This is a genomic window from Terriglobia bacterium, from assembly GCA_020073495.1.
In the GTDB taxonomy this organism is placed as follows: Bacteria; Acidobacteriota; Terriglobia; order Terriglobales; family Acidobacteriaceae; genus JAIQFD01.
The window spans coordinates 409,829-433,817 of sequence record JAIQFD010000002.1; the positions used below are offsets into that span (position 1 = coordinate 409,829).

The window sequence follows — 23,989 nt, forward strand, 5'->3', positions numbered from 1 at the left end:
CATGGAAGACGGCCGCCTACGGCCGTTCTGGCGCTTCTCCATCTCCGTCCTCGTTTTCTTCGCGGCGAACTTCGTGGCCAGTTCACTGGCCGCGCTGATCGGTGGCCAAGACACGAAGCTGGTGCAGGCGGTTTTTCGCCCCGCACTCATGGCTGCGCTGCTTCTCGGGTACGGGGGGATGCTGCGCGCGTTCGATGGCGTCGCTTCCCACCGGCTGGCTGCGATGGGCCTTCCCGGCGGGTGGAGGGCGCTTCGACATGCTCTGGCGGGAATAGGGGTGGGAGCGGTGATGGCGATCATCACGGTCGCCGTAATCGCCTCGGCCGCTGATCTGAAGGTCGAGGCCAAGCCAATCCAACATGCGGCCTCGCTGTTCGTCATCGAGGTCTTCGTAGTGCTCAGTACCGCGGCCATGGCAGAAGAGGTGGCCTTTCGCGGCTACCCGTTCCAACGTCTCATTGAAGTTACGGGCCGGGGCGGCGCGATCGCGGCATTCTCCGCCGCGTTCGGGGCAGTTCACCTGAAAAATCCGCATGCGACGACGATAGGTTTCCTCAATACGGTCCTCATCGGCGTAGTGTTCGCCATCGCGTACCTGCGGGCGCGCACGCTCTGGCTTCCCTGGGGCATGCATTGGGCGTGGAATTTCTTACTGGGTGCGGTGATCGGACTGCCGGTCAGCGGTGTGGACATGTCGATCGGCTTCCGCACGCGGGCCCTCGGGCCGGTGTGGATCACAGGAGGCGCCTACGGGCCCGAAGCCTCGCCCGCCTGCACGATTGCCGTTGCGGTGGCTCTGGTGGTCGTGCTCGTTGCCTTCCGGGGGAGCAAGATTCCATTGAACAAACCGGCGGACGTAACCTCAGCCGGCGGCATCCAATCTATGTAGTGCCAGGAGCTTTGCCCGGCATTGCTATTCGCCGAAAAATGGCGAATGATATGTGCAAACACACCCACGAGCCGTTTATGCCCCGTCACCCAGCCTTGATTGCTATTTTCGTGCTTCTCTTCCTCGGCATGGCCTGGGCGGACAAAGGCAAGAACAAGAACCAAGGGTCGCATCCCATCAGCCAGACCGGCCGGTTCGACATCATCCGGGCCCTCAACGGAGAATTGGTTTACATCCGCAAGCCGTTCCCCATGGGCACACAAGGGCTGACCATCACGCCCAGAGGGAAGCTGGTACCCGACGGCAAGGATCTCGAGCAGCTAGTGGCCGTCCATGGCCCTGCGGCCAAGCCGGGAGATCGCGTCCGCATCAGCAACCTGATCATCAAGGACAAGGTGATCATCTTTGAGATCAATGGCGGTCCCAAGCACAAGAGGAAGTGGTATCACAACCTCGAGGTCGGAGGCGCTGGGGGCAGCACGCCTGTTGCGCCGCAGCCGGATGAACAGGCGTGGGGATCGTTCGTCGCGCTGCAATTCGACAAGTTCGTTCCTCAGATCACGGCGGACGAACTGAAAGAACGGCTCGCCGGGGTGTTCGACTTCCACGCCATGTCGTCGTTTGAGGCCTACCTCGAGGCCATCCCGTCCAAGGCCAGGGATGCCATCAAGAACCATCAGGTGCTGGTAGGGATGAACCGGCAGATGGTGCTCTACTCCATCGGTCGGCCTCCCCGGAAAGTGCGTGAGAAGGAAGGCGCGACCGAGTACGAGGAATGGATCTACGGCGAGCCGCCCCAGGAGGTAAAGTTCATCCGCTTCGTCGCAGATGAGGTCGCGCGAGTGGAGATCATGAGCGTGGACGGCCAGAAAGCTGTCCGCACGGCGAAGGAGATTGATCTCCGGCAGGAGACCCAGCAGGCGGCAACCAAGCCCGCGCCTCCTCCGGCCACAGCGCCCACGTTGCGTCGTCCCGGCGAGGAGGCGGAAGGAACCGGCGCGACGGCGAACCCACCAGCGCCGCGCAAGCCGGGCGACATCTCACACGACCCCGACGCTCGGCCCGGTACGCCTCAGCCCGGGGAGCCCGGAGGCCCTCCGCCTCCTCCACGGTAATCGCCACTTGCGGTTGGCGTCCCGTGCCCTGGGTCTTACACTGGTGCAGTGAAGATCGCCTTGGGCCAGATCAACCCCACGGTCGGGGATTTCGATCGCAACGCGGCCAAAATCATCCAGGTCTCTGAGCAGGCGCGTCAAGCCGGCGCCAGCCTGGTTGTCTTTCCGGAACTCGCGATCTGCGGCTACCCGCCTCGCGACCTCGTCGAGAAGCCCAGCTTCGTCGCCAAGAACCAGGAGATGGCCCGGAAGGTGGCCGAGGCCACGCGCGGTATCTCCGTGATATGCGGGCTGGTGACTCCCGCCAAGACAGAGACCGGCAAGTCGGTCATGAACTCGGCTGCGCTGCTCCGCGATGGGCGCGTTGAGTTCGTCCAGTCGAAGATGCTCCTGCCCACCTACGACGTGTTTGATGAAGTCCGCTACTTCGCTCCCGCCTCGAGGCAGGAATTGCTCCCGTTCTGCGGCCATCGGCTTGCCCTGACCATCTGCGAGGATGCGTGGAACGATAAGCATTTCTGGCACAAGCGGCTCTACAGCGTGGACCCGGTCGAGCGGCTGCTGGGTGCGGGAGGGACCTTCCTGCTGAACGTATCGGCTTCGCCGTTTCACATCGGCAAGAGGGAACTGCGATTCAAGATGCTGCAGACCATCGCCACCACGTACAAGGTGCCGGTGGTCTTTGTCAACCAGGTGGGCGGCGACGACAGCCTAGTCTTCGACGGCTCCAGCTTTGTCGCCGCGCCGGACGGACACGTCGTCGCGCAGGCCAGCTCCTTCGAGGAGGACCTGGTTTGTTTTGACACCGATACGCTGATCGGGGACATTCATCCGCAGGTGGAAGGGATCGAAGCCAGCGCCTACGCTGCGTTGGTGCTGGGTACGCGCGACTACGTGCGCAAGTGCGGCTTCGCCCGGGTGATCATCGGCTTGAGTGGCGGCATCGATTCCGCGTTGACCGCGTGTCTGGCTGTCGATGCGCTAGGAGCGGAAAACGTGACCGGCGTCAGCATGCCGGGTCCCTACTCCTCGCGCGGCAGTATCGACGACGCGCGCACTCTCGCCTCCAACCTCGGAATCCGTTTCGAAGTGGTGCGCATCACGGAGGTCTTCGACGCCTACTGCGAGTTGCTGAAACCGGTCTTTGCGGGCAGGGAAGAAGACGTGACGGAGGAAAATCTCCAGTCGCGCATCCGGGGGACCGTCCTGATGGCGCTCTCCAACAAGTTCGGCGCCCTCGTACTGAGCACGGGCAACAAGTCGGAACTCGGTGTAGGCTACTGCACGCTGTATGGCGACATGGTGGGGGGGCTGGCGGTCATTTCCGATGTGCCCAAGACCCTGGTGTACCGCCTCAGCCGTTATGTGAACGCTCGCCGGCCGGTGATTCCCCAGGACACGCTGGAGAAGGCTCCGTCGGCCGAGCTACGGCCGGACCAGACGGATCAGGATACCCTCCCGCCCTACGATATCCTCGACGTCATCCTGGAAGACTACGTCGAGTCATGCCGGACGCCGGAGCAGATTGCAGGCGACCACGGGTTCGATATCGCAGTGGTGCGCTCGGTCATCCGGATGGTCGAGCGCAGCGAGTATAAGCGGCAGCAGGCCGCACCCGGGTTGAAGATCACGGAAAAGGCGTTCGGCGCCGGCCGGCGCTTCCCCATCGCCCAGAAATCCGAACTCTGAGGAAGGGATCTCATGCGACGTCTTCTTTGCCTGGCCGTCTCCGTGCTTGTGCTTTTGTCCGCAACTCTCGCGCAAGAAGGCGGGAAGAAGAGATCCCCTTCCTCGCCTCCGCCTGTTCTCCTCCCCACCCAAGATACGGTGAACGCCTACATGCATCGCATGTTCGGCTACGACCCCAACGTCAAATGGACGATCCTGTCTATCGCCGAGTCTGAAGTTCCCGGGATGGCGCTGGTGGTCCTGCGGGTCGGAGAGGGGGAAGGCCGGCTCACGCAGTTATTCGTGTCCCAAGACGGACGACATGCGATCGTCGGCGAGGCGCTGCCCTTCGGCGACGATCCTTTCGCGGACGACCGGGCTCGTTTGGCGCGCGAGGCCCAAGGACCTTCGATCGGCGACGCGAAGGCCCCCGTGACCATTGTCGAGTTCAGCGACCTGCAATGTCCGAACTGCAAGGCGGCACAACCGCTGATCGACCGTCTTCTCGCTGAGGTGCCCACCGCGCGCCTCGTATTCCAGCATTTCCCGCTGGAGGCGCTCCACCCCTGGGCGTTCAAGGCAGCGTCCTTCGCCCACTGCGTAGCGCAGCGCAAGCCCCGCACCTTCTGGACCTTCATCCGCTCCGTCTATGACCACCAGCTCGACATCACCCAGGCGAATGCCAGCGACAAGCTCAAGGAACTGGTCAATGCGTCCGGGCTGGATGGGGTCGCCGTCGCCCGTTGTGTCGTCTCTGACGTAGCCAAGGCGGAGGTGCGAACTTCGATGGCGCTGGGCAAGGCGCTCGGCGTCTCAGGGACACCCACGCTGTTCATCAACGGCCGAAAGATCCAGAACCTGGGCCAGATCCCCTACGAGACCCTGAAAAAGCTGGTCGAGTTCGAAGCCAGTGAGGGACAAAAGATACGAGCGCCTGCCGCATCTGAGCCCGACCAGTAAAAGCGGCTCACGCCGGCTTTCGCCTCAACGCGGGAGTCGCTAGGCGCCCGGCGAGGCCTCGCGCATGCGTCGCGCCGACGTCTCCGATGTCACCGGCGTGAAGTACACCTCTTTGAACGTATAAGACTTCGATTTCTTGTCCAGGATGGGTAGGATCTCGATGTGCCAGTGGTAGTCGTCGTCGATGGTCTTCCAGTAGTCGAGCACCTCGGACTTGTGCAGGGTGTTAGGCGAAGTGTGAAGCACCATGTGGAAGTCCTCGGTGATTGTTCGCATGCGCGTGAGTGTGCGCCGTAGCAGAGCCGCCATGTCGCGGAGCGTGCCCGGCTTGGAGAGAGCCATGCGCTCGAACGACGCTTCGTGCACGCGCGGCATGAGCCAGGTCTCGTAGGGCACGCGCGGCGCGTACGGGCAAGTGGCGATGTAATCGCCTCGTGCCTCGACCACGCGCACCGCACTCTGCTCCTCCTGCGCCAGGATGTCGCAGAATACGCAGCGTTCTTTCTGGGCAAAGTATTCACGGCCGGCGCGCAGCTCGTAGAGCACCCGCCGCGGCACGAAGGTGGTGGCTGTCAGTTGCGAGGTCGGATGATGAAACTCCTGCCCCGAGGCGGCTCCGTGGTTCTTGAAGATGGTGACGTGCTTAAAGCGCCGGTCGCGTTTCAGGTCCGCGATGCGATGGGCCGCCAGCAACAGGAACTGCTCGATCTCGGGGTCGCTAGCGCTCCACAGGCAGCCATCGTGTCGCGGGTTTTCCACCAGCACCTCGTGCGCCCCAACGGTCCGCATGCGGTCGTACAGGCCCTCACCGCGACGCTGCGGGTCCCCTTCGACGTGGTAGAGCGCCTTTGGGTGCACCACCGCGCGCGCCGACCACGGCCCCCCGTCCAGCGATGGCATGGAGGAAATCACGTGGGGTTGTTTGGGAGCGTTGGCGCAGTACAGGCACGCCTGCTCGCTCAGGGGCTCAAGCTCCGCAGGGTCATCGCCCGTGATGACCCAGGAACGTGTGATGGGGTCTTTACGGAGTTCCATAGACTTCGGTCATTGGTCCTTGATCTTTGCGGCGATTAGTTTACACACCGCATAGCGCATCACGCCAATGCCGGCGATCGATCTGAGAGCATAGACCAGCGACTTGTTATAATCCGCGCACCGGCCCCTGTTGCCCGCGCGATGACCGAGCCGTCCACTCCGCTCATGCGGCAGTACGCCGCCATCAAGAAGGAGCATCCCAACGCGCTCCTCTTCTTCCGGCTGGGAGATTTCTACGAGCTCTTTTTTGAAGATGCGGTGATCGCAGCCCGCGAACTCCAGATCACCCTCACTTCTCGCAACAAGGAGAAGGGCATCGCCGTGCCCATGTGCGGCGTGCCCTACCATGCCGCCGAGGGCTACCTGGCGAAGCTCATCCGCAAGGGCTACAAGGTCGCCATCTGCGACCAGATGGAGGATCCGCGCAAAGCCAAGAGTATCGTGCGCCGGGAAGTGACGCGCGTGGTCACGCCGGGCACTGCGGCCGACGCCTCTCTCAGTTCGGAAGAGAACAATTTCCTTGCCGCTCTGGCCCGTGTCGGGGAGGCGGTCGGATTTGCCGCCCTCGATCTCTCGACAGGGGAGTTTCGCGCCACCGAGTTCAGCGGCGACGACGCCGAGCGCCGCGTCTGGGAAGAACTCCAGACCCTGCGCCCCCGGGAAGTGCTCTACGCTTCCTCGCTGCCGCTGTTCGAGCGCAGGACGGAACGCGTGGGCGCCACGTTTGCCGAGACCCCGCTTGACGATTGGGTCTTCGCACCCGATCACGCAATACCGCTGGTGGAAAACCAGTTCGGTGTGCTCTCGCTCGAAGGCTTTGGCCTCGCCGCCCGTGCGGCGGCGGCAACGGCCGCCGGCGCGGTGCTGCACTATATCCGTTCCACCCAGCGGGGCACGCTCGACCACGTGGACCGCATCGGCTACTACGAACGCCAGAATTGCCTGGTGCTGGACGCCGTCACCGTGCGCAACCTGGAACTGATCGAGCCGCTCTTCGCCGGCACCAGCGACGATGTCACCCTGTTCCGGACCCTGGACGCCACCATCACTCCCATGGGCAAGCGCCTGCTGCGGGCGTGGATGCTGCGCCCTGCGATCGACGCTGGGGAGATCCGCCGACGTCTCGACGCCGTGGAGGTGCAGGTCCGGGAAACGATCGCGCGCGAGGAGTTGCGGCGCGCCATGGACGGCGTACTCGACCTCGAGCGGCTCCTGAGCAAGGTGACGTTGGAGTCGGCCAACCCGCGTGACCTGCTTGCGCTGGCGGGATCACTGCGCCGCGTTCCCAACATTCGCGCCGCCGTCGCCCGCCTCAGCGCCGAACGTCTAGCAGCGTTGCACGGCCTGCTCGACGAGCTACGGGATGTCAGTGATCTGATCGAGCACACGCTGGTGGACGAGCCGCCACTCTCTTTCGCCGAGGGAGGCGTCGTCCGTGCCGGTGTGGATGCGGAACTCGACCAGCTCCGCGACCTCAACCGCAACAGCAAGCAGTACATCGCGCGCATCGAGGAGCGCGAGCGCCAACGCACCGGCATCGGCTCCCTAAAGGTAAAATTCAACAGCGTTTTCGGCTACTACATCGAGATCTCCAAGCCCAACCTGCACCTGGCCCCTGCCGACTATGAGCGCAAGCAGACCCTGGTCAACGCCGAGCGCTTCACTACGCCCGAACTGAAGGAATACGAAACAAAGATTCTCGAAGCGCAGGAGAAGATCGTCGAGATAGAGCGGCGGATCTTCGCCGAGCTGCGGGGATTCATCGCCGGGCAGGCCAAGCGGATCCGGCAGACCGCGCTGGCGCTGGCCGAGGTGGATGTGATCGCCTGTTTTGCTCACCTCTCCGCCAACCGCGACTATTGCCGGCCGGAGTTTGACGAAACCGCCGACCTCGAGATCGTGCAGGGACGCCACCCGGTCATCGAGCGCCAGGAGATCATGCAGTCGGCCGACCGCTTCGTGCCCAATGACCTCTTCCTGAACTCGACCACGCAGTCCATCCTGATCTTGACCGGCCCCAACATGGGCGGCAAGAGCACCTATCTTCGCCAGGCGGCCCTGATCGCGATCATGGCGCAGATGGGCTCGTTCGTGCCCGCATCGCGCTGCCGCCTGGGCGTAGTGGACCGCATCTTCACCCGCATCGGGGCCAGCGACAACCTGGCGCGCGGCCGCTCCACGTTCATGGTCGAGATGACCGAAACCGCCGCCATCCTCAACACGGCCACGCCCCGCTCACTCATCCTGCTCGACGAGGTGGGCCGTGGGACCGCCACCTACGACGGCCTGGCAATTGCTTGGGCAGCGATCGAGTACATCCACGCGCGCACGCGCGCCAAAACTCTGTTTGCTACGCATTACTTCGAACTGACCGAGTTGGCGGAGCGACTTTCGGGCGTGAAGAACTATCACGTCTCGGTGAAGGAGAGCGCCGGCGGGATCATCTTCCTGCGCAAAGTCGAGCCCGGGGCCGCCGACCGCAGCTACGGCATCGAGGTCGGGAAGTTGGCCGGGTTGCCCATCGAGGTAGTGGAGCGCGCACGGGAGGTGCTGAAGGAGCACGAGGACGCCGAGCAGCGCGTCACGGCCCACCTGGCGAACGACGAAGTCGCGCCGCCCTCCATGCAGCTCACCATGTTCACCCCGCTCACGCAGAAGATTGTGGACCGCATCAAGGCCACCGACCTCGACCGCCTGAGCCCGCTCGAGGCCCTCAATCTGCTGCACGAACTCAAGAAGCAATTGGGGTGAGACGTGATTGCATCCCTGATTTTCGAAGTGATGGACAAGGAGCCTGCGCTGTGGTGGTTTTTCCTAGTGTGCGGATCGACAGGCGTTGTTGGGTTCGTTCTTTGTCGGTGGAGAGCCTGGACTGGACTGTTTGCGTTACCGCTCGCAATAGTGTTTGCATACATGATTACAGATGAACTTCGCGATCCATACGTTGGTCCGGCAATTTTGAAAGAAGCAGGACATCGTTACTTCGTCGGAGCCTATCTCGCTGCTGCGTTAGCAATCCTGCTGCCTCTATTGGGATTGGCCTTGCGATTCCGGGCAGGCCGAGTAGATTCGGCTCATGTCTGATCTCCGCGAGCAAGTCGGGCAGCTTCTGATCTTCGGCTTCGATGGTGCGGGAATCAGTGCTGGCCTCCGCACGGCGATCAGCACCCTGAAGCCCGGCGGGATCATCCTGTTCGCACGCAACATCGTGGAGCCGCGGCAGACGTGGGAACTGCTGAATGAGACACGTTCGCTGGCGCGCACGCCCATGTTTCTGTGCGTGGACATGGAGGGCGGCACGGTGGACCGGCTCAAGGACGTGGTTGCTTCCGCTCCGGCAGCGGCCGACGTATTCGCCACCGGGAGCAAGAAGGCTTTTCGCCGGCATGGACTCCTGATCGGGGAGGAATGCCGTGCGCTGGGTTTTAACGTGGACTTCGCGCCGGTGCTGGATCTCGGCTGCGAGCCTTCGCGCGGCGTGCTCACGTCGCGCACAGTGTCGGCCAAGCCCAAGGAGACCGTCACCTACGTGAAAGAGTTTCTGAAAGGACTTGGCGAGGCGCGGATCCTGGGATGCGGGAAGCATTTCCCGGGTCTCGGTGAGGCGACCCTGGACACCCATCACGAACTGCCGATGGTCCCGAAGAAATGGCGGCGGCTGTGGAATGAGGACCTCTACCCATACCGAAAGCTGCACAAGAATCTGCCCTTCATCATGGTTGCCCACGCCGCCTACCCCGACGTGACCGGCGACCGCACGCCTGCCTCGATCTCGCGCAAGTGGATCACCGACATTCTTCGGAAGAAGATCGGCTATCGGGGTCTGGTGGTCTCTGACGACCTGGAGATGGGAGGCGTTCTTGCGGCCGGATCCATCGAGCATGCAGCCGTCGAAAGCATCCGTGCGGGCGCCGACATGTTCCTGGTTTGTCACAACGAGGAGCACGTCTGGGCGGCCTACCGCGCGGTCGTGCACGAGGCGGAGCGAGACAGGAAGTTCGCGGAGCAGGTGCGGCTAGCCGCCCGCCGCGTCCTTGACTTCAAGAATCACGAAAGGGAATTGCGCCGATTCCCGTCGGCGCCGTCCGATCGCAAGCTACGCAAGCTGCGGGAAGCGATGTCCCGATTCACAGAAACAGTCCGTGAGGCGACCTCGTGATCGTCGCCGGAGTGATGAGCGGTACCTCGGCGGATGGCATCAACGTGGCCATCGCCCGCTGCTTCGGACGCGGCCTGCACACCCGGTTCGAGGTTCTCGCCCACAGCGAGTTCCCCTACCCATCGGCGATCCGCCGCATGATTCTGAGTACGATGAACGCCCGCCAGGCAAGCGTGGCCGACCTCGCGCGCCTGAATTTCCTTCTCGGGGAGCTCTACGCCGACGCTGTGCTCCGGGCCCAGAGGCGCGCACGCGTCGACGTGGAACTGATCGGCTGTCACGGCCAGACCCTTTACCACCAGGGCGAACCCGCGCCGTTCCTGGGACGCAAGCTCGCCTGCACTTGGCAGACAGGCGAGGGCGCGGTGCTCGCCGCGCGTACTGGCATTCCCGTAGTTTCCGATTTCCGCCCTGCGGATATGGCCGCCGGAGGCAAGGGCGCGCCACTGGTTCCGTTCCTCGACTACCTCGTCTATCGCCATCGTCGCCGCGGCCGCATCGTGCAGAACATCGGAGGCATCGCCAACCTGACCGCCATACCTGCCCGCGCGACGCTTGAGCAGGTCATCGCCTTCGATACCGGTCCCGGTAACATGGTCATCGACGCCGTCACAAATCAGCTCTTTGGCGTCCCCTACGATCGGGATGGCCGCATCGCCGCCCGCGGCAAAGTTCTGGAAAGTGTTCTGCGCGAAGCACTCCGCCACCCCTTCTTCCGCAGGAAACCGCCCAAGACCGCCGGCCGGGAGCAGTTCGGGCGCGAGTTCGTCACGCGCTTCCTGCGCCTCCGAGGCCGAGCGCCGCAGGAAGACATGGTGGCCACCGCAACGGCGCTCACCGCTCGCACCATCGCCGGGGCGGTGCGCCGCTTCGTATTGCCGTCTTCTCGCCGCTTGCATCGAGGGCGCCTCGTTCGCGGGACCGACCCCGGTCATTACCGCGACTACATCGCGACCGGCGGCGGCGCCAGGAACAAGACCCTCATGCGCATGATCGAAGCCGAGATCGTCCCGCTCGGTCTCCGCCTGCGCGATCCCGAAGACTTCGGCGTCCCCTCGGTAGCAAAGGAGGCCGTTGCCTTCGCCGTCCTGGCGTACCAGACATGGCGGCGACGGCCAGGAAATATCCCAGCAGCCACAGGCGCACAAGAGCCCACCATCCTAGGCAAGGTTTCGTATGTGTGAACAGGCTGGAGTTCACCGCGGGGGAGGCGGGGGGCTCGGAGGATTCCTTTTGTGTTTTCTCCGTCTGCGTCCTCCGGTTCTTCCGTGGTTGTTCTTATCGTTCGTGGCATGCTTGTTGCTGACCTCCTGTGCCGAGCGACCCGATCCCAACACGCTGGTGATGATCATTGAATCCAGCCCTGCGAACCTCGACCCCCGGGTGGGCACGGACGCGCAGTCCGAGCGAATCTACAAGCTGATCTTCGACGCTCTCCTGGTGCGCGACGAGCACTTCAACCTTCGCCCCGGCCTGGCGGAGAGCTGGGAGATCCCGGACCCGGTCACCTATGTCTTTCATCTGCGCCACGGCGTCCGCTTCCACGACGGCCGCCCCCTGACCGCTCGCGATGTGAAGTGGAGCTTCGACAGCGTCATGAACGGGACGGTCATCAGCCCTAAGGCGAGCACCTACCGCACGGTCGACCGAATCGACGCGCCCGACGATTACACCGTCATTTTCCATCTGAAGGAACCTTTCGCGACCCTGTTGTGGAACATCTCGGACGGGGCCATCGGAATCGTCCCTTACGGCAGCGCCCGCGGATTCAACACGCGCCCCATTGGCAGCGGACCGTTCCGTTTCGTTCGTCTGGATCAGGACAGGGAAGTAGTGCTGGAACGCAATGACAGCTACTGGGGCGACAAGCCGAAGATCCGCCGCGTGGATTTTCTGGTCGTTCCGGACACCACCACCCGGGCGCTGGAGCTGCGCAAGGGTTCCGCCGACATCGCCCTCACCTCGCTCACAGCCGACATGATTGCGGCGCTCAAACAGGAAGCCGGCGTAGTGATTCAGCAATCACCAGGGACGGTGTACAGCTACCTCGCCATAAATCTGCGCGACCCCATCCTGAAAGATGTCCGCGTCCGCCAGGCACTCGCCTACGCCATGGATCGCCGGCCCATGATCCATTCCTTGTGGCGCGACCAGGTTCGTCCGGCCTCCAGCATCCTGCCGCCCCAGCACTGGGCCTATAACGCTGACGTGCCCACCTACGAGCACGACCCGGCGCGCGCCCGCCGGCTCCTCGACCAGGCTGGATATCGCCCCGGCCCCGACGGCATCCGCTTTCACCTGACCCTGAAAACCTCGACCGAAGAATCCACGCGCCTGTTCGCCGCGGTGCTCCAGGAACAGCTTCGCGAGGTGGGGATCGCGCTCGACATCCGCACCTTCGAATTCGCCACCTTCTATGCCGATGTGCAGAAGGGCGCCTTCCAACTGTTTTCGCTCCGCTGGATCGGCGGCAACGAGGACCCCGACATCTTCGAGCACGTCTTTTATTCCACCAGCACGCCGCCCAAGCGCGCCAATCGCGGCTACTATTCCAACCCGCGCGTGGACGCTCTCATCGATGAAGGCCGCCGCGAACTGGACCAGGCCAAGCGCCGCCAGATCTATGCCGAGGTCCAGCGCATCGTCGCCACGGACCTGCCGTACATCAACCTTTGGTATTACGACAACGTCGTGGTGCATTCCGGCCGGCTGAAAGATGTGGCCGTCAGTCCCTCTGGGAATTACGATTTCCTGCGCACGGTCGAGTTCGCCCGCTAAAGTAGTGCTATGAGGATCGACGAGCAGATGCCCGAGTACGACGTCCATGCGTCCCACCGGGTGCGAATCCGGGCCTCGGCGGAAGAGACCTGGCGCGCCCTGCTCTCGTCCGACCTCGCGGGTTCCTTGCTGGTACGCATCCTCATGTCCGTGCGCTCTGGACGGCTATTGCGCCGCGGCCAGAAACGACCGCTGCAGGAGCGCTTGGCGGGAACCGGCTTCGTGGAGCTCGCGGAGTCCCCGAATCAGGAGATCGTGATCGGCCTAGCGGGCCGATTCTGGCGTCCCGATGGCGGCCGGTGCTTCGATCTCGCCCCGTCCGACTTCGTTCCTTTCTGCCGGCCGGGCTACGCCAAGGTGGCCTGGAACTTTGCGATCGAGCCGCACGGATCCGGCTGCTTTCTTTCCACCGAGACGCGTGTGAAGTGCTACGGGCGAGCCGCGTTGCGCAATTTCCGCACCTATTGGACGGTGGTCAAACCGTTCTCCGGCCTTATTCGCCGGGCTATGCTCGAGCAAGTGAAGCGCGCCGCCGAAGCCGCTCCTTCCTCTGCCGCCGGCGCCTGAGCGCCCGCCACGGGGCGTCGAATCCCGCGTGGTACCATCGAATCTGAAAGCCTCGGTGGAGAGCGGAGCAGACCAGAGTGCGCATCGTTTTCGTAGGCGACATTTTCGGGCGGCCGGGCCGCAACGTGGTGCGGGACCACATCCGCGACATCGCCCAGACCCGCCGCGCGGATCTCGTGATCGCCAATGCCGAGAACGCTGCGGCCGGCTTCGGCATCACTCCATCCATCGCCGAGGAGCTTCTCGGCCTCGGCATCGACGTCCTGACCACCGGCAATCATATCTGGGACAAGAAGGAGATCATGCCGTACTTGAAGTCGGCGGATGGAGATTTGAAGAGTCGCGCGCGTCGCGTTTTGCGGCCGGCAAACTATCCCGCCGGCGCCCCAGGCCACGGCCTTTTCGAAGGCGCCACCGCGTCCGGCGTGCCGTATGCCATCCTGAATCTCCAGGGGCGCGTATTCATGGGGGGCAACGACGATCCCTTCCGCACCGCGGACGCCCTGCTCTCCGGCATCAAAGCCAAGGTCGTGCTGGTGGACATGCACGCCGAAGCGACTTCCGAGAAGATTGCCATGGGATGGTTCCTGGACGGACGTGTGACCGCCGTGGTCGGCACCCACACGCACGTGCCTACCGCGGACGAGCGAGTGCTGCCGAAAGGGACGGCGTATATCACCGACGTGGGCATGACCGGCCCCTACGACAGCGTCATCGGTGTGGAAAAGGAAATGATTTTGCAGCGCTTCCTCACCAACATGCCGGCCAAGTTCGAGCCCGCAACCGGCGATGTGCGCCTCTGCGCCGTGGTCATCGATTGTGATGAGGCCACGGGGCGGGCTCGCTCCATCGAGCGGCTGGTGTTACGGGGAGAGTGATGCCAGAGTACGCCCCCGACGCATGCTTCAACTGCTGTAGCGACCTGCTCGCGACCTCCTGACCCGGGCCCCTCTGTCTCGCGGTACAATCGCAAAACATGCGGAGGCTCTCCACTTTCCTGTTCCTGGCGCTGGCGCTCCCGGCATGGTCTGCGGATACGACCAAGCCAGCCTGCCCCGCCGCGGATGGCGGCAGCTGCGTCGCTTCCCCCGAGGATCAGAAGCAGGCTCGCAAAGCGTTCACCCGAGGCGTCCGGCTGCGCGACAACGATCAGACCGAGGAGGCGTTCGACGAATTCAACCACGCCTCACGCCTGGTCCCCGACAACGTCGAGTACGCGACCGCTCGCGAGATCGTCCGCCAGCAGCTTGTGTACGACGCCCTCCAGCGCGGCAATGGATACATGCTGAACCGTCAGCAGGTGGAGGCGCTGGCCGAGTTCCGGACCGCCCTGGAGCTCGATCCGAAGAATGACTTTGCTTTGCAGCGCATGCGCGACGCTCTTGGCGAGGAGTCGCCCCAGTCGTCACCCGCGCTGCGCTTGGCCGCCTCGGTGGATGATGTCCAGCTCCAACCGCGTCCCGTGACCGCCAGCTTCCATTACAAGGGAGACACGCGCGGACTGATCGAGGCCATCGCCTTGACATTCAACGTCACCGTCTTCTTCGATGATTCGTTCCAGGCGAAGCAGGCCAAGGTCGATGTCCCGGGTCTCGGCTTCTACCAGGCGATGTTCGTGGCGGGCAAGCTGGGCAAGATCTTCTGGGTGCCCGTTTCCGAGAACCAGTTCCTGGTGGCCTCCGACACTCCCGAGAACCGGCGTCGCTTCGAGCGAATGTCGCTGCGCAGCTTCTACGTCTCCGACGCCACGTCGCCCCAAGCGCTGACCGAACTTCAGAACATGCTGCGGGCGGTGTTCGATATCCGGCACATCTCCACCCAGGCGAACAAGTCGATCCTCACCATCCGCGCGCCCAGAGACACTGTGGAAGCCGCCAGCCGGTTCTTGGAGGGACTCTCCGGCGGGCCGCCGCAGGTCATGCTCGACATTCAGGTGTACGAGATCAGCACCGACGCATTGCGAGACCTCGGGGTCACGTTGCCGCTGCAATACACGCTCTTCAATCTCAGCAACGTGCTGAGCCAGTTGCAGAATCAGCCCAACATCCAGGACCTCATCAATCAATTGTTTAGCGGCGGCGGCATCAACCAGGCAAACTCTCAGGCAATCCAAGGTTTGCTGGCGCAGCTTCAGAACCAGGCGAACTCGATCCTCTCCAATCCGGTCGCTACCTTTGGCGGTGGCATCACGCTGATGGGCCTTGCCATCAAGCCCGCTAAAATCGCGGTGAACTTCAACCAGAGCACGGTCAAGAGCCTGGAGCATTTGACCATGCGCGCCCGGCAGGGTGACACGTCCAGCATTCTGATCGGCACCCGCTATCCTATCTTGAACGCCAGCTTCAGCCCCATCTTCAACACCCCGCAGATCGCCCAGGTCATTCAGAACAACTCGTTCCAGGCGGCGTTTCCCTCGTTCACCTTCGAGGACCTGGGGCTGACCGTGAAGGCGACCCCACAGATTCACGCGACCTCCGACGTGACCCTAAAGATGGAGATGCACATCCGTGCCCTTGGGAGCCAGACCTTCAATGGCATTCCCGTCATCGCCAACCGCGAGTACGATGGGACCATCAACCTGAAGAATGGCGAGACCGCTCTCATGGTGGGATATGTCACGCGGTCGGAACAGCGTTCGCTGACCGGCTTGCCGGGTCTCGGACAGGTCGTCGGCCTCGGCCTGATAGCCAGTGAGGAAATCGACGAGAAGGCTTCCGACGAGCTCCTTGTCCTGGTCACCCCGCACATCATCCAGTCAGCCGAGCACCAAAACCTGGAAGTCTGGATGTCGAAGTAGCCGAGGATTCCTTGAGCAGCAGCAACCACCCGCCGACCGTCCGCCGCATGAAGACATACACGGGGACGACCGGCTACGTGTACCAGTACTACTTCGTGGGGAAACGGACTGCGCTGGAAAACGACCCCGACGCACCCGCAACCGAGTTCATCTTCGACATCACTCCAGACCGCAAGACGATGTACGGCACCAGCGTCTTTCTGAAGCAGGAGGGGCTGGATGTCTGGGCCGGGCAGCACGGCCGTCTGCTCACCGATCCGGAACAGTACGCCGCAGCCAAGTTACGTCTGTTCCAGGCCTTCGACGTGGTCGAAAACATCCGCGAGCATCTGCGGTTGGTGATCGACGGGGGCAATATCGAAGCGGTCCTGTCGTCGTTGGACCTGGGCTAGCGCCGGCGCGGCTTTTTCCCCGGCGCGGGATGCGGGCGTCCGGAGGACTGGTCCACCATCACGATCTTCCATTCCTTGCCCCGCCGCTCCAGCACGAACACCGTCCACATCACCATATCGCCCTTGGCGGCGGAAGAGAGCGTGGTCTTGGTGTAAGCCCAGGCGATATCTGCCGAAGCGCTCAGCCTCACGATCTCCCACCGGGATGCCGGGGCAGGGTGCGCGAAGTCGGGCACCAGGCGGCGGTCACGGAACTCCTCCCAGCCGTCACGTCGTGAGCCCTCCAGGATCGACACAACGTCATTGCCGACGGTCTTCTGCACGTGGGCCACGTTGCGGTCGCGCATGCCGTCCTGGAAGGCGGTGATGACCGCCCGCACCTCGTTCTCCGGCGTATCCGCCCAGGCGGGCCGGCAGCTGAGAAGCGCCAGGATGGAGAGCAGGGCCGCAGCGCGCATGAATCCTCCGGGTCCGGGTTCAGACCCGGCTGGACACAGCTTACGGAGCCTCTGGCGCGGCCGGAATTGCCTGCCGAGGTACGCACCGCAGCCTATAATCGGGTGTTCTCTAAACACAGGTTGCTGTGACGCAGGTCACAGTGAGTTCTGCGCTCATCGGAGATGCTAAGGTTACGGATATGCCGCTTCTTTGGCTCAGGGTAGCGACAGCCTTCTACGGCTTGGGTTTGCTCCACGCATTCATCGCTCTTACCCGCCGCAATGAGTCGCTCTCGCGCATCATCATGCCGGTCATGGGACTCGGCTTCGTCTTCCACTTCGTCTCGCTGACCGAAGGGTTCGTGCAGGCGGGGCGCGTTTTTCCGGCATCCATCCATAATTCCGAGTCGCTCCTCGGGTTCCTCCTGATGGTGTTCGTTTTCGGCGCGTTTCTGCGCTCGCGCAACAACGCCTTCGGGATCTTCATCTTTCCCGTCGTCTTCCTGCTCACGTTTTCCGCCGCGGTGGGACAGCAACCGCCGCAGTTCAGTTCGCCGCTGTTGCGCAGCGGATGGATCTTCATCCACGTCGCCCTGATCTTTACCGGCTACGCGGCCCTGTTCTTCAGCTTCGCCGCCAGCCTGCTGTACCTGCTCCAGCAGCGGACGCTCAAAGCCAAGCAGATCAGCGGGCTGATTTCGCGGCTGCCGGCGCTGGAGACGATCGACCAGATCGGCTACCGCTCCCTGCTGCTCGGGTTCCCGTTCATGACCTTCGGTCTGATCGCGGGTGCGGTGATCGCACAGTCCACTTTCGGCCCGACCTACTTCCGTGACCCCAAGATCGTCCTCTCGGTCCTGATGTGGGCGGTGTACGTCGTCTTGCTCTACATGCGGTGGAACGCCGGGTGGCGCGGACGTCGCGCCGCCTACGTTTCGGCCTTCGCCTTCACCACGGCGCTAGTGGTCTGGGTGGCGAACAACTTCAGCGCCGTGCACAAATTCGTCGAACGATGAAATTCCGGCTCATCGGCGTCAATCACAGGACCGCGCCGGTCGAAGTGCGCGAGCGCTTTGCCATCCCCGAATCGCGGCTCCCCGACGCCCTGCAAAGCCTGTGCCGGTATCCCGGGATCACGGAGGGGCTCATCCTCTCCACTTGCAACCGCGTCGAGTTCCTCGCCCACGCCGAGAACGGCGGCGAGGCCGACCTGCGCGGCTTCATCCGTGAATACTTCGCGGTCGATCCTACGGAGTTCGAAAAATATCTCTACGAGTACCGCGACGACGATGCGGTGCGCCACCTCTTCCGAGTGGCCTCCAGCCTCGATTCCATGATCGTCGGCGAGCCCCAGATCCTCGGCCAGGTCAAAGAGGCTTACACGGCGGCTCGCGCCGTGGGGGCTGTCAACTCGCATCTTGACGCGCTGGTGACCCGCGCGTTCGCTGTCGCCAAGCGCATCCGCAGCGAGACCCAGATCGGGACCTCGGCGGTCTCGGTCGCATCCGTCGCCGTCGATCTGGCCAAGAAGATCTTCGGGGAGCTGGGCGGCAAGGTGGTCTATCTCGTCGGCGCCGGCAAGATGAGTGAGCTCGCCGCCCGCCACCTCCTGGCCCACGGGGCGGAGCAGATCCTGGTCTCCAACCGCACCTACGAGAAAGCCCAGGACATGGCGGAGGCGTTCGGCGGCCAGGCCGTCCTTTTCGAGCAGCTTTACGACACCGTGGACAAGGCCGACATCGTCATCAGTTCCACGGGAGCACCGCATTTCATCTTCCGCCGCGAGCATGGCGAGGCCTTCCTGCACCGGCGAAAGAACCGCCCCATGTTCTTCATCGATATCGCGGTCCCGCGCGACGTCGATCCGGAGATGAATAAGCTGGACGGCATCTTTGTCTACGACATCGACGACCTGCAGCAGGTGTCCGCCCAGCACATCGCGGACCGCCGACGCGAAGCCGACCGCGCCGAGGCCATCGTCACCGACGAGGTCCGCCGTTTCCAGGACCGCCTGAAGACCCTCAGCGTGGTTCCCACGATCGTCTCCCTCCAGGAGCACATGGAGAACATCCGCCAGGCAGAGATCGAGCGCGCCCGTGGCAAGCTGGGCCAGCTGTCGCCCGAGCAGGAACAGGCGGTGGACGCCATCACCCGCGGCATCATCAACAAGGTGCTGCATACCCCCATCACCACGCTCAAGAGCGCGGCCAAAGACCCCGAAGCCACCACTCTGATCTCGGTCATCCGGCGGATCTTCAACCTGCGCAGTTCGAAAGAGGAGAACTAGCGCGGAATGGCCAAACTTCGCATCGGTTCGCGCGGCTCCCAACTGGCCCTCTGGCAGGCCAACCACGTTAAAGCTTTACTTGAGGGTCAGGGACACCAGGTCGAGATCGAGATCATCAAGACCACGGGCGACAAGATCACCGAGGTGGCGCTCGCCAAGGTCGGCACCAAGGGGATGTTCACCAAGGAGATCGAGGAGGCTCTGGAAGAAGGCCGGGTGGACCTGGCGGTCCATAGCCTGAAAGACCTGCCGACCGAGCTGCAGCCGCAATTTGAACTGGCCGCCGTGATGAAGCGCCAGGACCCGCGCGACGCATTCCTGTCGGTCGATTACGCCAGCTTCAAGGATCTGCCCAAGGGCGCGCGCGTCGGCACCAGCAGCCTGCGCCGCCAGGCGCAACTCAAGGCGATCCGTCCGGACCTCGACATCCATCCGTTGCGCGGCAACGTGGACACGCGCCTGCGCAAGCTCGAGGAAGGGCAGTACAAGGCCATCATCCTCGCCTCTGCCGGCCTCAACCGGCTGGGATTGACCAAGCGCGTGCGCGAGATCATTCCTCCGGACGTAGTCTGTCCCGCGGTGGGCCAGGGAGCCCTCGGCATCGAGTGCCGCTCGAACGACTCCCGCACGAAAGAATTGCTGCGATTCCTCGACGATGCTCCCACGCGCCGGGCTTGCGCTGCCGAGCGCGCCCTGCTGCGCACACTGGGCGGCGGCTGCCAGGTCCCGATCGGGGCTCATGCGGAAACCGTGGACGGCCTTCTCCGCCTTACCGCCGTGGTCGCCCGTCCCGACGGCTCGCTCGTTCTTCGCGAGCAGCAGACCGGCGGCGACCCGGAAAAACTGGGCGTCGAAGTCGGCCGCGCGCTCCGCAAGAAGGGCGCGGAACAGATCCTCCGCGAAGTCTACGGCGAGGTGGTCACCACCCCGCAGCAGCCATGAGCGGCGACTCTGGTGGGTTACAGCCACCGTCCGCTGTCCGAAACCCACTGAAGGGCAAACGGATTCTCATCACCCGCGCCAAAGAACAAGCCGGCGCTCTCGCCGAGCAGCTCCGGGCGCTGGGCGCTACCGTCGTAGAGATACCCTCCATCGAGATCCGCCCGCCGCGCTCCTTCGAGCCTCTCGACAACGCCATCCGCGGCATTCGCGACTATGACTGGCTGATCCTGACCAGCGTCAACGGCGTGCGCGCCCTAATGGAACGCCTGGAACAGGCGAAGCTCCCTCCTGCACATCTTTCGAGCCTGAAAATCGCCGCCATCGGGCCGGCGACGAAGAAGGCCATTGAGGCCCGCGGGCTGACCGTCTCGGTCATGCCCAAGCAATACATCGCCGAATCGGTGGTTGAGGCTTTGCGAGAAAATGTGGAAGGGAAGCGCGTGTTGCTGGTACGCGCCAAGGTTGCGCGGGACGTCATTCCCCAGGAGCTACGAAGTGCTGGCGCGACGGTGAATGTGGTCGAAGCCTATCAGACGGTCGTGCCCCAGGCCTCCCGCGAGCGCCTGCGCGACGTGCTCTCCCGGCCGGGGCAGCAGCCGCACGCGATCACCTTCACCAGCTCATCGACTGCGAAGAACTTTCTCGAGCTCTTGGGCGAGGACAACAAGTACCTCCTCACCGGGGTCATCCTCGCGTCCATCGGTCCCGTCACTTCCGCGACACTCCGCACCCTCGGTCTGACCGTGCATCTGGAAGCGCGCGAGTACACCATTCCAGGCCTGGTGAAAGTCCTCGCCGAAGAACTCTGATCAGAAGTGTTCGCCGCGCTTGGACGCGCAGGCGGGCGCCGCCATCCCCGCGATGCGTCCCCACGCGCTGGTCTGCCAGTTGTCGGCCTGCTGCGAAGTCGGCATCCAGCGGGGAAGCTGGATGCTCATGTAATCGGCGAGGGCGAAGACGTACGGTTCATACATGGCGCGCAATTCTCCCAGCCGCCGTTCCGCCTCCGGGCCATCGCCCAGCTTCAGACCGGCGGACGCCAGGAATGCCCGCAGCCCCGGGATCTCCTCCGCTGGCAGGCGGTCCTGCGGGGGCGCTTCCGGGTTGGTCCGGAAAATCTGCGCCAGGTCCACGACCGTATGCCGCGCGATGGCGAAGGTCAGCTTGGCCTGGCGCGGAGGAACGCCATCGACGCCGATCATCACCAGCGCGCACGCGTCCAGGATGGTGGTCAGCGCGGTCAGCCACGATTGGTTGTCATGCTGCGAGCGGAAGTAACAGAGGACGGGATAGGAAAGATGGCTCTCGAGCAGCTCCGCCGCCCATCCTTCCCAGTCGCGCAGCCAATCATTCAGCGAATCCAGGCTGCCCTCGACAGCGTGCCGCCGCAAAAGCTCCCCGGCGCTCGGAGGCGAACCGGCGCGCGCGTCCAGCAGCGTGATGTTGGTCTCCCGGCGGGAAAAGTTCTGGTAGATGGTGGGCAGATAGCCGATAGAGACGGCCAGGAAACCGAACCCGATCCCCGCTTCGAGGACCGTCAGGAGTCTACCGAGAGGCGTGTGGGGCGTGACGTCGCCGATCCCGAGGGTGAAGAATGTGGTCCCGCTGAGATAGATGTCCGTCCAGAACCCTCCGTACGGCGCTTGCGACTGCGGGCCGGTGCCGGCCGCCCAATGCAGCAAGCCGAACCCGAACATCAGACCAGCGGCCCAAACAGCAAGCAATCCCAGCAGCGAGGCTGGCCCATACACGCTGAGCAGTGTCTCCCGCAGCCGGCGGTTCTTGACGGTGCGCACGACGGTGACCCACGGGATCCAGGTCGATCGGTAATAGAGGCGAGTCAGCCGAATGTGGCGCGTCACCCGGCGCGGCAGAACGATGGTCTCGAACCCCTCCCACAAAACCAGCAGCACCAGCACGACGCCGACCACGCTTGCCGCGATCACCATAAGAGGATATGGATGGCACCCGACCACCCTGGGATTCACTCTCGCGGCGGCGCTCAGTCCAGGGAGCAGCCGCAGTCGGGCACGGGCACGTGTTTCTTCAGGAATTCGGCGATCCGCTTGTTGGAGTCGATCTGGTTCTCGATGCGGGAGAAGCCGTGCCCTTCGTTCTCGTAGATCGTCAGGGCGGCCACGCCGCCACGCTTCATGAGTTCGTCCGCTATCTGCTGCGACTCCTCTTTCGGGCAGCGCGGATCGTTACCCCCGGCCAGGATCAGCAGCGGCGCCTTGATTTTGTCGATGAAGAAGATCGGGGAACGCTCTGTCCACAGGTCCTTGTTCTTCTCCGGATCTCCCATGGTGGCGCGGTCGCTTTCCTGGAGCTGTGGGTCCTCGTTCTTGAACTCGGTGAACCAATTGACGAAGGGCACGATGGGCACGCCTGCCGCCCAGAGGTCGGGCGCCTTGGTCACGGCCATCATGGTCAGGTACCCGCCGTAGCTCCCGCCCATTGCGACCAGCTTCTTTGGGTCCACGTACCCGGTCTTCTTGATCCACTCTACTGCGGCGAGCGCATCAGCCAAATCGCCGCCGCCCATGTCCATCTGGTTCGCCTGGAGGAATTCCTTACCGTATCCCGTACCTCCGCGATAGTTCGGCGCAACGACCACGTATCCCTGGTTCACCAGGAATTGGATTTGGCGGTTGAAACCGTTCACCGTCTGCGATTGCGGCCCGCCGTGGATGTACACGATGGCGGGCAGCTTGTTCTCCCGTGGCATGTTGTAGGGGATGTAGACGAACGCCGAGATCTGCCACTTGCCATCCGTGCTCGGATAATGCACCAGGAACGGCTCGACCAGGTCCCCCGACCGTACACCGGCGACAAGCGAGTTCGTGATCTGCTTCGATTGTTTGCTGCGCAGGTCGTACACCCAAACGTCATTCGGCGCCTTGGGACCATTGTGGTAATACAGGATCCGCGAGCCATCGCGGCTGAATTCCGTGTTGGCGCCGCCACCCGGCACGTTCAGCCCCTTGGGCAAGGGAAGAGCCTGCGAGTGCTTGGTCGCGAGCTCATACAGGTAAAGGTCGACATTACCGTCCACATTCGCGGTGAACGTCGCGACCTTGCCATCAGGCGAGAAATTGCCGCCCGAGATTTCCCATTTATCTTGCGTGATCCATCCGACCTTCTTCGTCGCGATGTCGAGCAGCGCAACGTTCTCGTAGCCGTTGGCGGCATTCGATGTGACCAGCAGCGTCTTTCCGTCCTCCGACCAGTCGTTGACCTCCCAGAGCTGCTCTCCGTTGTGCTCCGTAAGGTTCGTTCTTTGTCCGCTCTTAAGGTCGATCGTCCAGACGTTTGCGTCGCGTCCGTTGGCGTGCGCGAGCGTAGCTGCTATCCGTTTTCCGTCCTTCGACCACAGTGGCCGCCAGTACGACCATTCCTTCGGCGTGTCCGAGGTCAGGGGCCGTGGCCGCCGCGTCAGCATGTCCATCAGGTGGATCTCGAAATTCGCTCCCGTCTTCGGCTTCACGACGTAGGCCAGCGTCTTGCCATCCGGCGACCAGGCCGGCCCTTCCTCGGCGATCTCGGGGGTGTTGGTGATGTTGGTGACGTCCCCGTTCGCCGTGCTCACCAGGAACAGGTCCCACTGCTCGTTGCCGTTGGTGTCAGACTGGTAGGCAATGTACCGGCCATCTGGCGACCAGGCCGGCGCTCCCTGCCGCTGCTCGCTGACGGTCAACTGCTCCGGCCATCCGCCGTCGGCGGGGACGGTCCAGATGTTGTTCCGTCCGCTGATGTTGCTGACGAACGCGATCCGTTTCCCGTCGGGCGACCACGACGTGCCTCCGACAATGCGCGTCATGTATAGCTTGTCGACGGAGAAGGTGAGCAGGTCCTGCTTGGGCTTGCTCTTGACCTGCTGAGGGTCGGTGATGAACTGCGAGGTGAGCGTCATTTGTCCGAGAACTTCCGTTGCCATCAGTAGCACCACAAAGAGGATCGGTA

The 23,989-nt window shown here is 63.4% G+C and carries 20 protein-coding genes; 16 read left to right on the forward strand and 4 right to left on the reverse strand.

The genetic code is table 11. The features are described 5' to 3' along the window. The first annotated feature begins 1 nt into the window (after position 1). The 4 genes from LAN37_05655 (at position 2) to LAN37_05670 (ending at position 4,632) form a co-directional block, all read left to right on the forward strand. Entirely contained in the window at positions 2–889 is an 888-nt protein-coding gene (locus tag LAN37_05655; protein ID MBZ5646694.1) for a CPBP family intramembrane metalloprotease, read from the forward strand. A gap of 77 nt (positions 890–966) precedes the next feature. Further along, positions 967–2,004 (forward strand): hypothetical protein, encoded by a 1,038-nt coding sequence (locus LAN37_05660; protein ID MBZ5646695.1) that lies wholly within the window; start codon positions 967–969, stop codon positions 2,002–2,004. A 48-nt stretch (positions 2,005–2,052) separates the two neighbouring features. After that, a complete protein-coding gene (locus tag LAN37_05665; GenBank protein ID MBZ5646696.1) occupies positions 2,053–3,693 on the forward strand; it encodes an NAD+ synthase in 1,641 nt (546 codons plus the stop codon). A 138-nt stretch (positions 3,694–3,831) separates the two neighbouring features. Beyond that, entirely contained in the window at positions 3,832–4,632 is an 801-nt protein-coding gene (locus LAN37_05670; GenBank protein ID MBZ5646697.1) for a thioredoxin domain-containing protein, read from the forward strand. Positions 4,633–4,671: 39 nt separating this feature from the next. Here LAN37_05670 and LAN37_05675 read toward each other — a convergent pair whose 3' ends face one another. Continuing rightward, positions 4,672–5,667 carry a hypothetical protein gene (locus LAN37_05675; protein ID MBZ5646698.1) on the reverse strand — a complete coding sequence of 332 codons (996 nt, stop codon included), beginning with the start codon at positions 5,665–5,667 and terminating at the stop codon, positions 4,672–4,674. 141 nt (positions 5,668–5,808) lie between these two features. Here LAN37_05675 and mutS point away from each other — a divergent pair, with 141 nt between their 5' ends. The 8 genes from mutS (at position 5,809) to LAN37_05715 (ending at position 16,360) form a co-directional block, all read left to right on the forward strand. Continuing rightward, positions 5,809–8,418: a DNA mismatch repair protein MutS gene (gene mutS / locus LAN37_05680; protein ID MBZ5646699.1), complete on the forward strand. Its 2,610-nt coding sequence runs from the start codon at positions 5,809–5,811 to the stop codon at positions 8,416–8,418. A 325-nt stretch (positions 8,419–8,743) separates the two neighbouring features. Further along, positions 8,744–9,826: a beta-N-acetylhexosaminidase gene (gene nagZ, locus LAN37_05685; protein ID MBZ5646700.1), complete on the forward strand. Its 1,083-nt coding sequence runs from the start codon at positions 8,744–8,746 to the stop codon at positions 9,824–9,826. Further along, positions 9,823–11,010 carry an anhydro-N-acetylmuramic acid kinase gene (locus tag LAN37_05690; GenBank protein MBZ5646701.1) on the forward strand — a complete coding sequence of 396 codons (1,188 nt, stop codon included), beginning with the start codon at positions 9,823–9,825 and terminating at the stop codon, positions 11,008–11,010. The genes nagZ and LAN37_05690 overlap by 4 nt, the downstream gene beginning before the upstream one ends. Before the next feature lie 160 nt (positions 11,011–11,170). Further along, complete coding sequence (locus LAN37_05695; GenBank protein MBZ5646702.1) at positions 11,171–12,604, forward strand: ABC transporter substrate-binding protein; 1,434 nt, start codon at positions 11,171–11,173, stop codon at positions 12,602–12,604. Between the two features lie 9 nt (positions 12,605–12,613). After that, positions 12,614–13,171: a hypothetical protein gene (locus LAN37_05700; GenBank protein MBZ5646703.1), complete on the forward strand. Its 558-nt coding sequence runs from the start codon at positions 12,614–12,616 to the stop codon at positions 13,169–13,171. 77 nt (positions 13,172–13,248) lie between these two features. Beyond that, on the forward strand, positions 13,249–14,049 hold the full coding sequence (locus LAN37_05705; protein MBZ5646704.1) for a TIGR00282 family metallophosphoesterase: 801 nt from the start codon (positions 13,249–13,251) through the stop codon (positions 14,047–14,049). 98 nt (positions 14,050–14,147) lie between these two features. Continuing rightward, a complete protein-coding gene (locus LAN37_05710) occupies positions 14,148–15,968 on the forward strand; it encodes a hypothetical protein (protein MBZ5646705.1) in 1,821 nt (606 codons plus the stop codon). A gap of 11 nt (positions 15,969–15,979) precedes the next feature. Then, the gene (locus tag LAN37_05715; protein ID MBZ5646706.1) at positions 15,980–16,360 is read left to right on the forward strand and encodes a hypothetical protein; all 381 of its coding nucleotides are present in this window, start codon (positions 15,980–15,982) and stop codon (positions 16,358–16,360) included. On the opposite strand, the gene LAN37_05720 is transcribed toward LAN37_05715, so the two are convergent. Further along, a complete protein-coding gene (locus tag LAN37_05720) occupies positions 16,357–16,818 on the reverse strand; it encodes a nuclear transport factor 2 family protein (GenBank protein ID MBZ5646707.1) in 462 nt (153 codons plus the stop codon). The two genes, LAN37_05715 and LAN37_05720, sit on opposite strands and share 4 nt — an antisense overlap. A 179-nt stretch (positions 16,819–16,997) precedes the next feature. Between LAN37_05720 and LAN37_05725 the strand changes: the two genes are divergently transcribed. The 4 genes from LAN37_05725 to LAN37_05740 are packed head-to-tail and all read left to right on the forward strand — an operon-like array spanning position 16,998 to position 20,835. Then, the gene (locus LAN37_05725) at positions 16,998–17,813 is read left to right on the forward strand and encodes a cytochrome c biogenesis protein (protein MBZ5646708.1); all 816 of its coding nucleotides are present in this window, start codon (positions 16,998–17,000) and stop codon (positions 17,811–17,813) included. After that, entirely contained in the window at positions 17,810–19,084 is a 1,275-nt protein-coding gene (gene hemA / locus LAN37_05730) for a glutamyl-tRNA reductase (GenBank protein ID MBZ5646709.1), read from the forward strand. Before LAN37_05725 ends, hemA begins: the two co-directional genes overlap by 4 nt. A 6-nt stretch (positions 19,085–19,090) precedes the next feature. Further along, positions 19,091–20,026: a hydroxymethylbilane synthase gene (hemC, locus tag LAN37_05735; protein MBZ5646710.1), complete on the forward strand. Its 936-nt coding sequence runs from the start codon at positions 19,091–19,093 to the stop codon at positions 20,024–20,026. Further along, positions 20,023–20,835, forward strand: a complete 813-nt coding sequence (locus LAN37_05740; GenBank protein MBZ5646711.1) for a uroporphyrinogen-III synthase — start codon at positions 20,023–20,025, stop codon at positions 20,833–20,835. The genes hemC and LAN37_05740 overlap by 4 nt, the downstream gene beginning before the upstream one ends. On the opposite strand, the gene LAN37_05745 is transcribed toward LAN37_05740, so the two are convergent. Together LAN37_05745 and LAN37_05750 are read right to left on the reverse strand one after the other, a co-directional pair. Beyond that, complete coding sequence (locus LAN37_05745; protein MBZ5646712.1) at positions 20,836–21,975, reverse strand: potassium channel family protein; 1,140 nt, start codon at positions 21,973–21,975, stop codon at positions 20,836–20,838. Positions 21,976–22,028: 53 nt separating this feature from the next. Further along, positions 22,029–23,963 (reverse strand): S9 family peptidase, encoded by a 1,935-nt coding sequence (locus LAN37_05750; protein MBZ5646713.1) that lies wholly within the window; start codon positions 23,961–23,963, stop codon positions 22,029–22,031. Between the last annotated feature and the right edge of the window lie 26 nt (positions 23,964–23,989).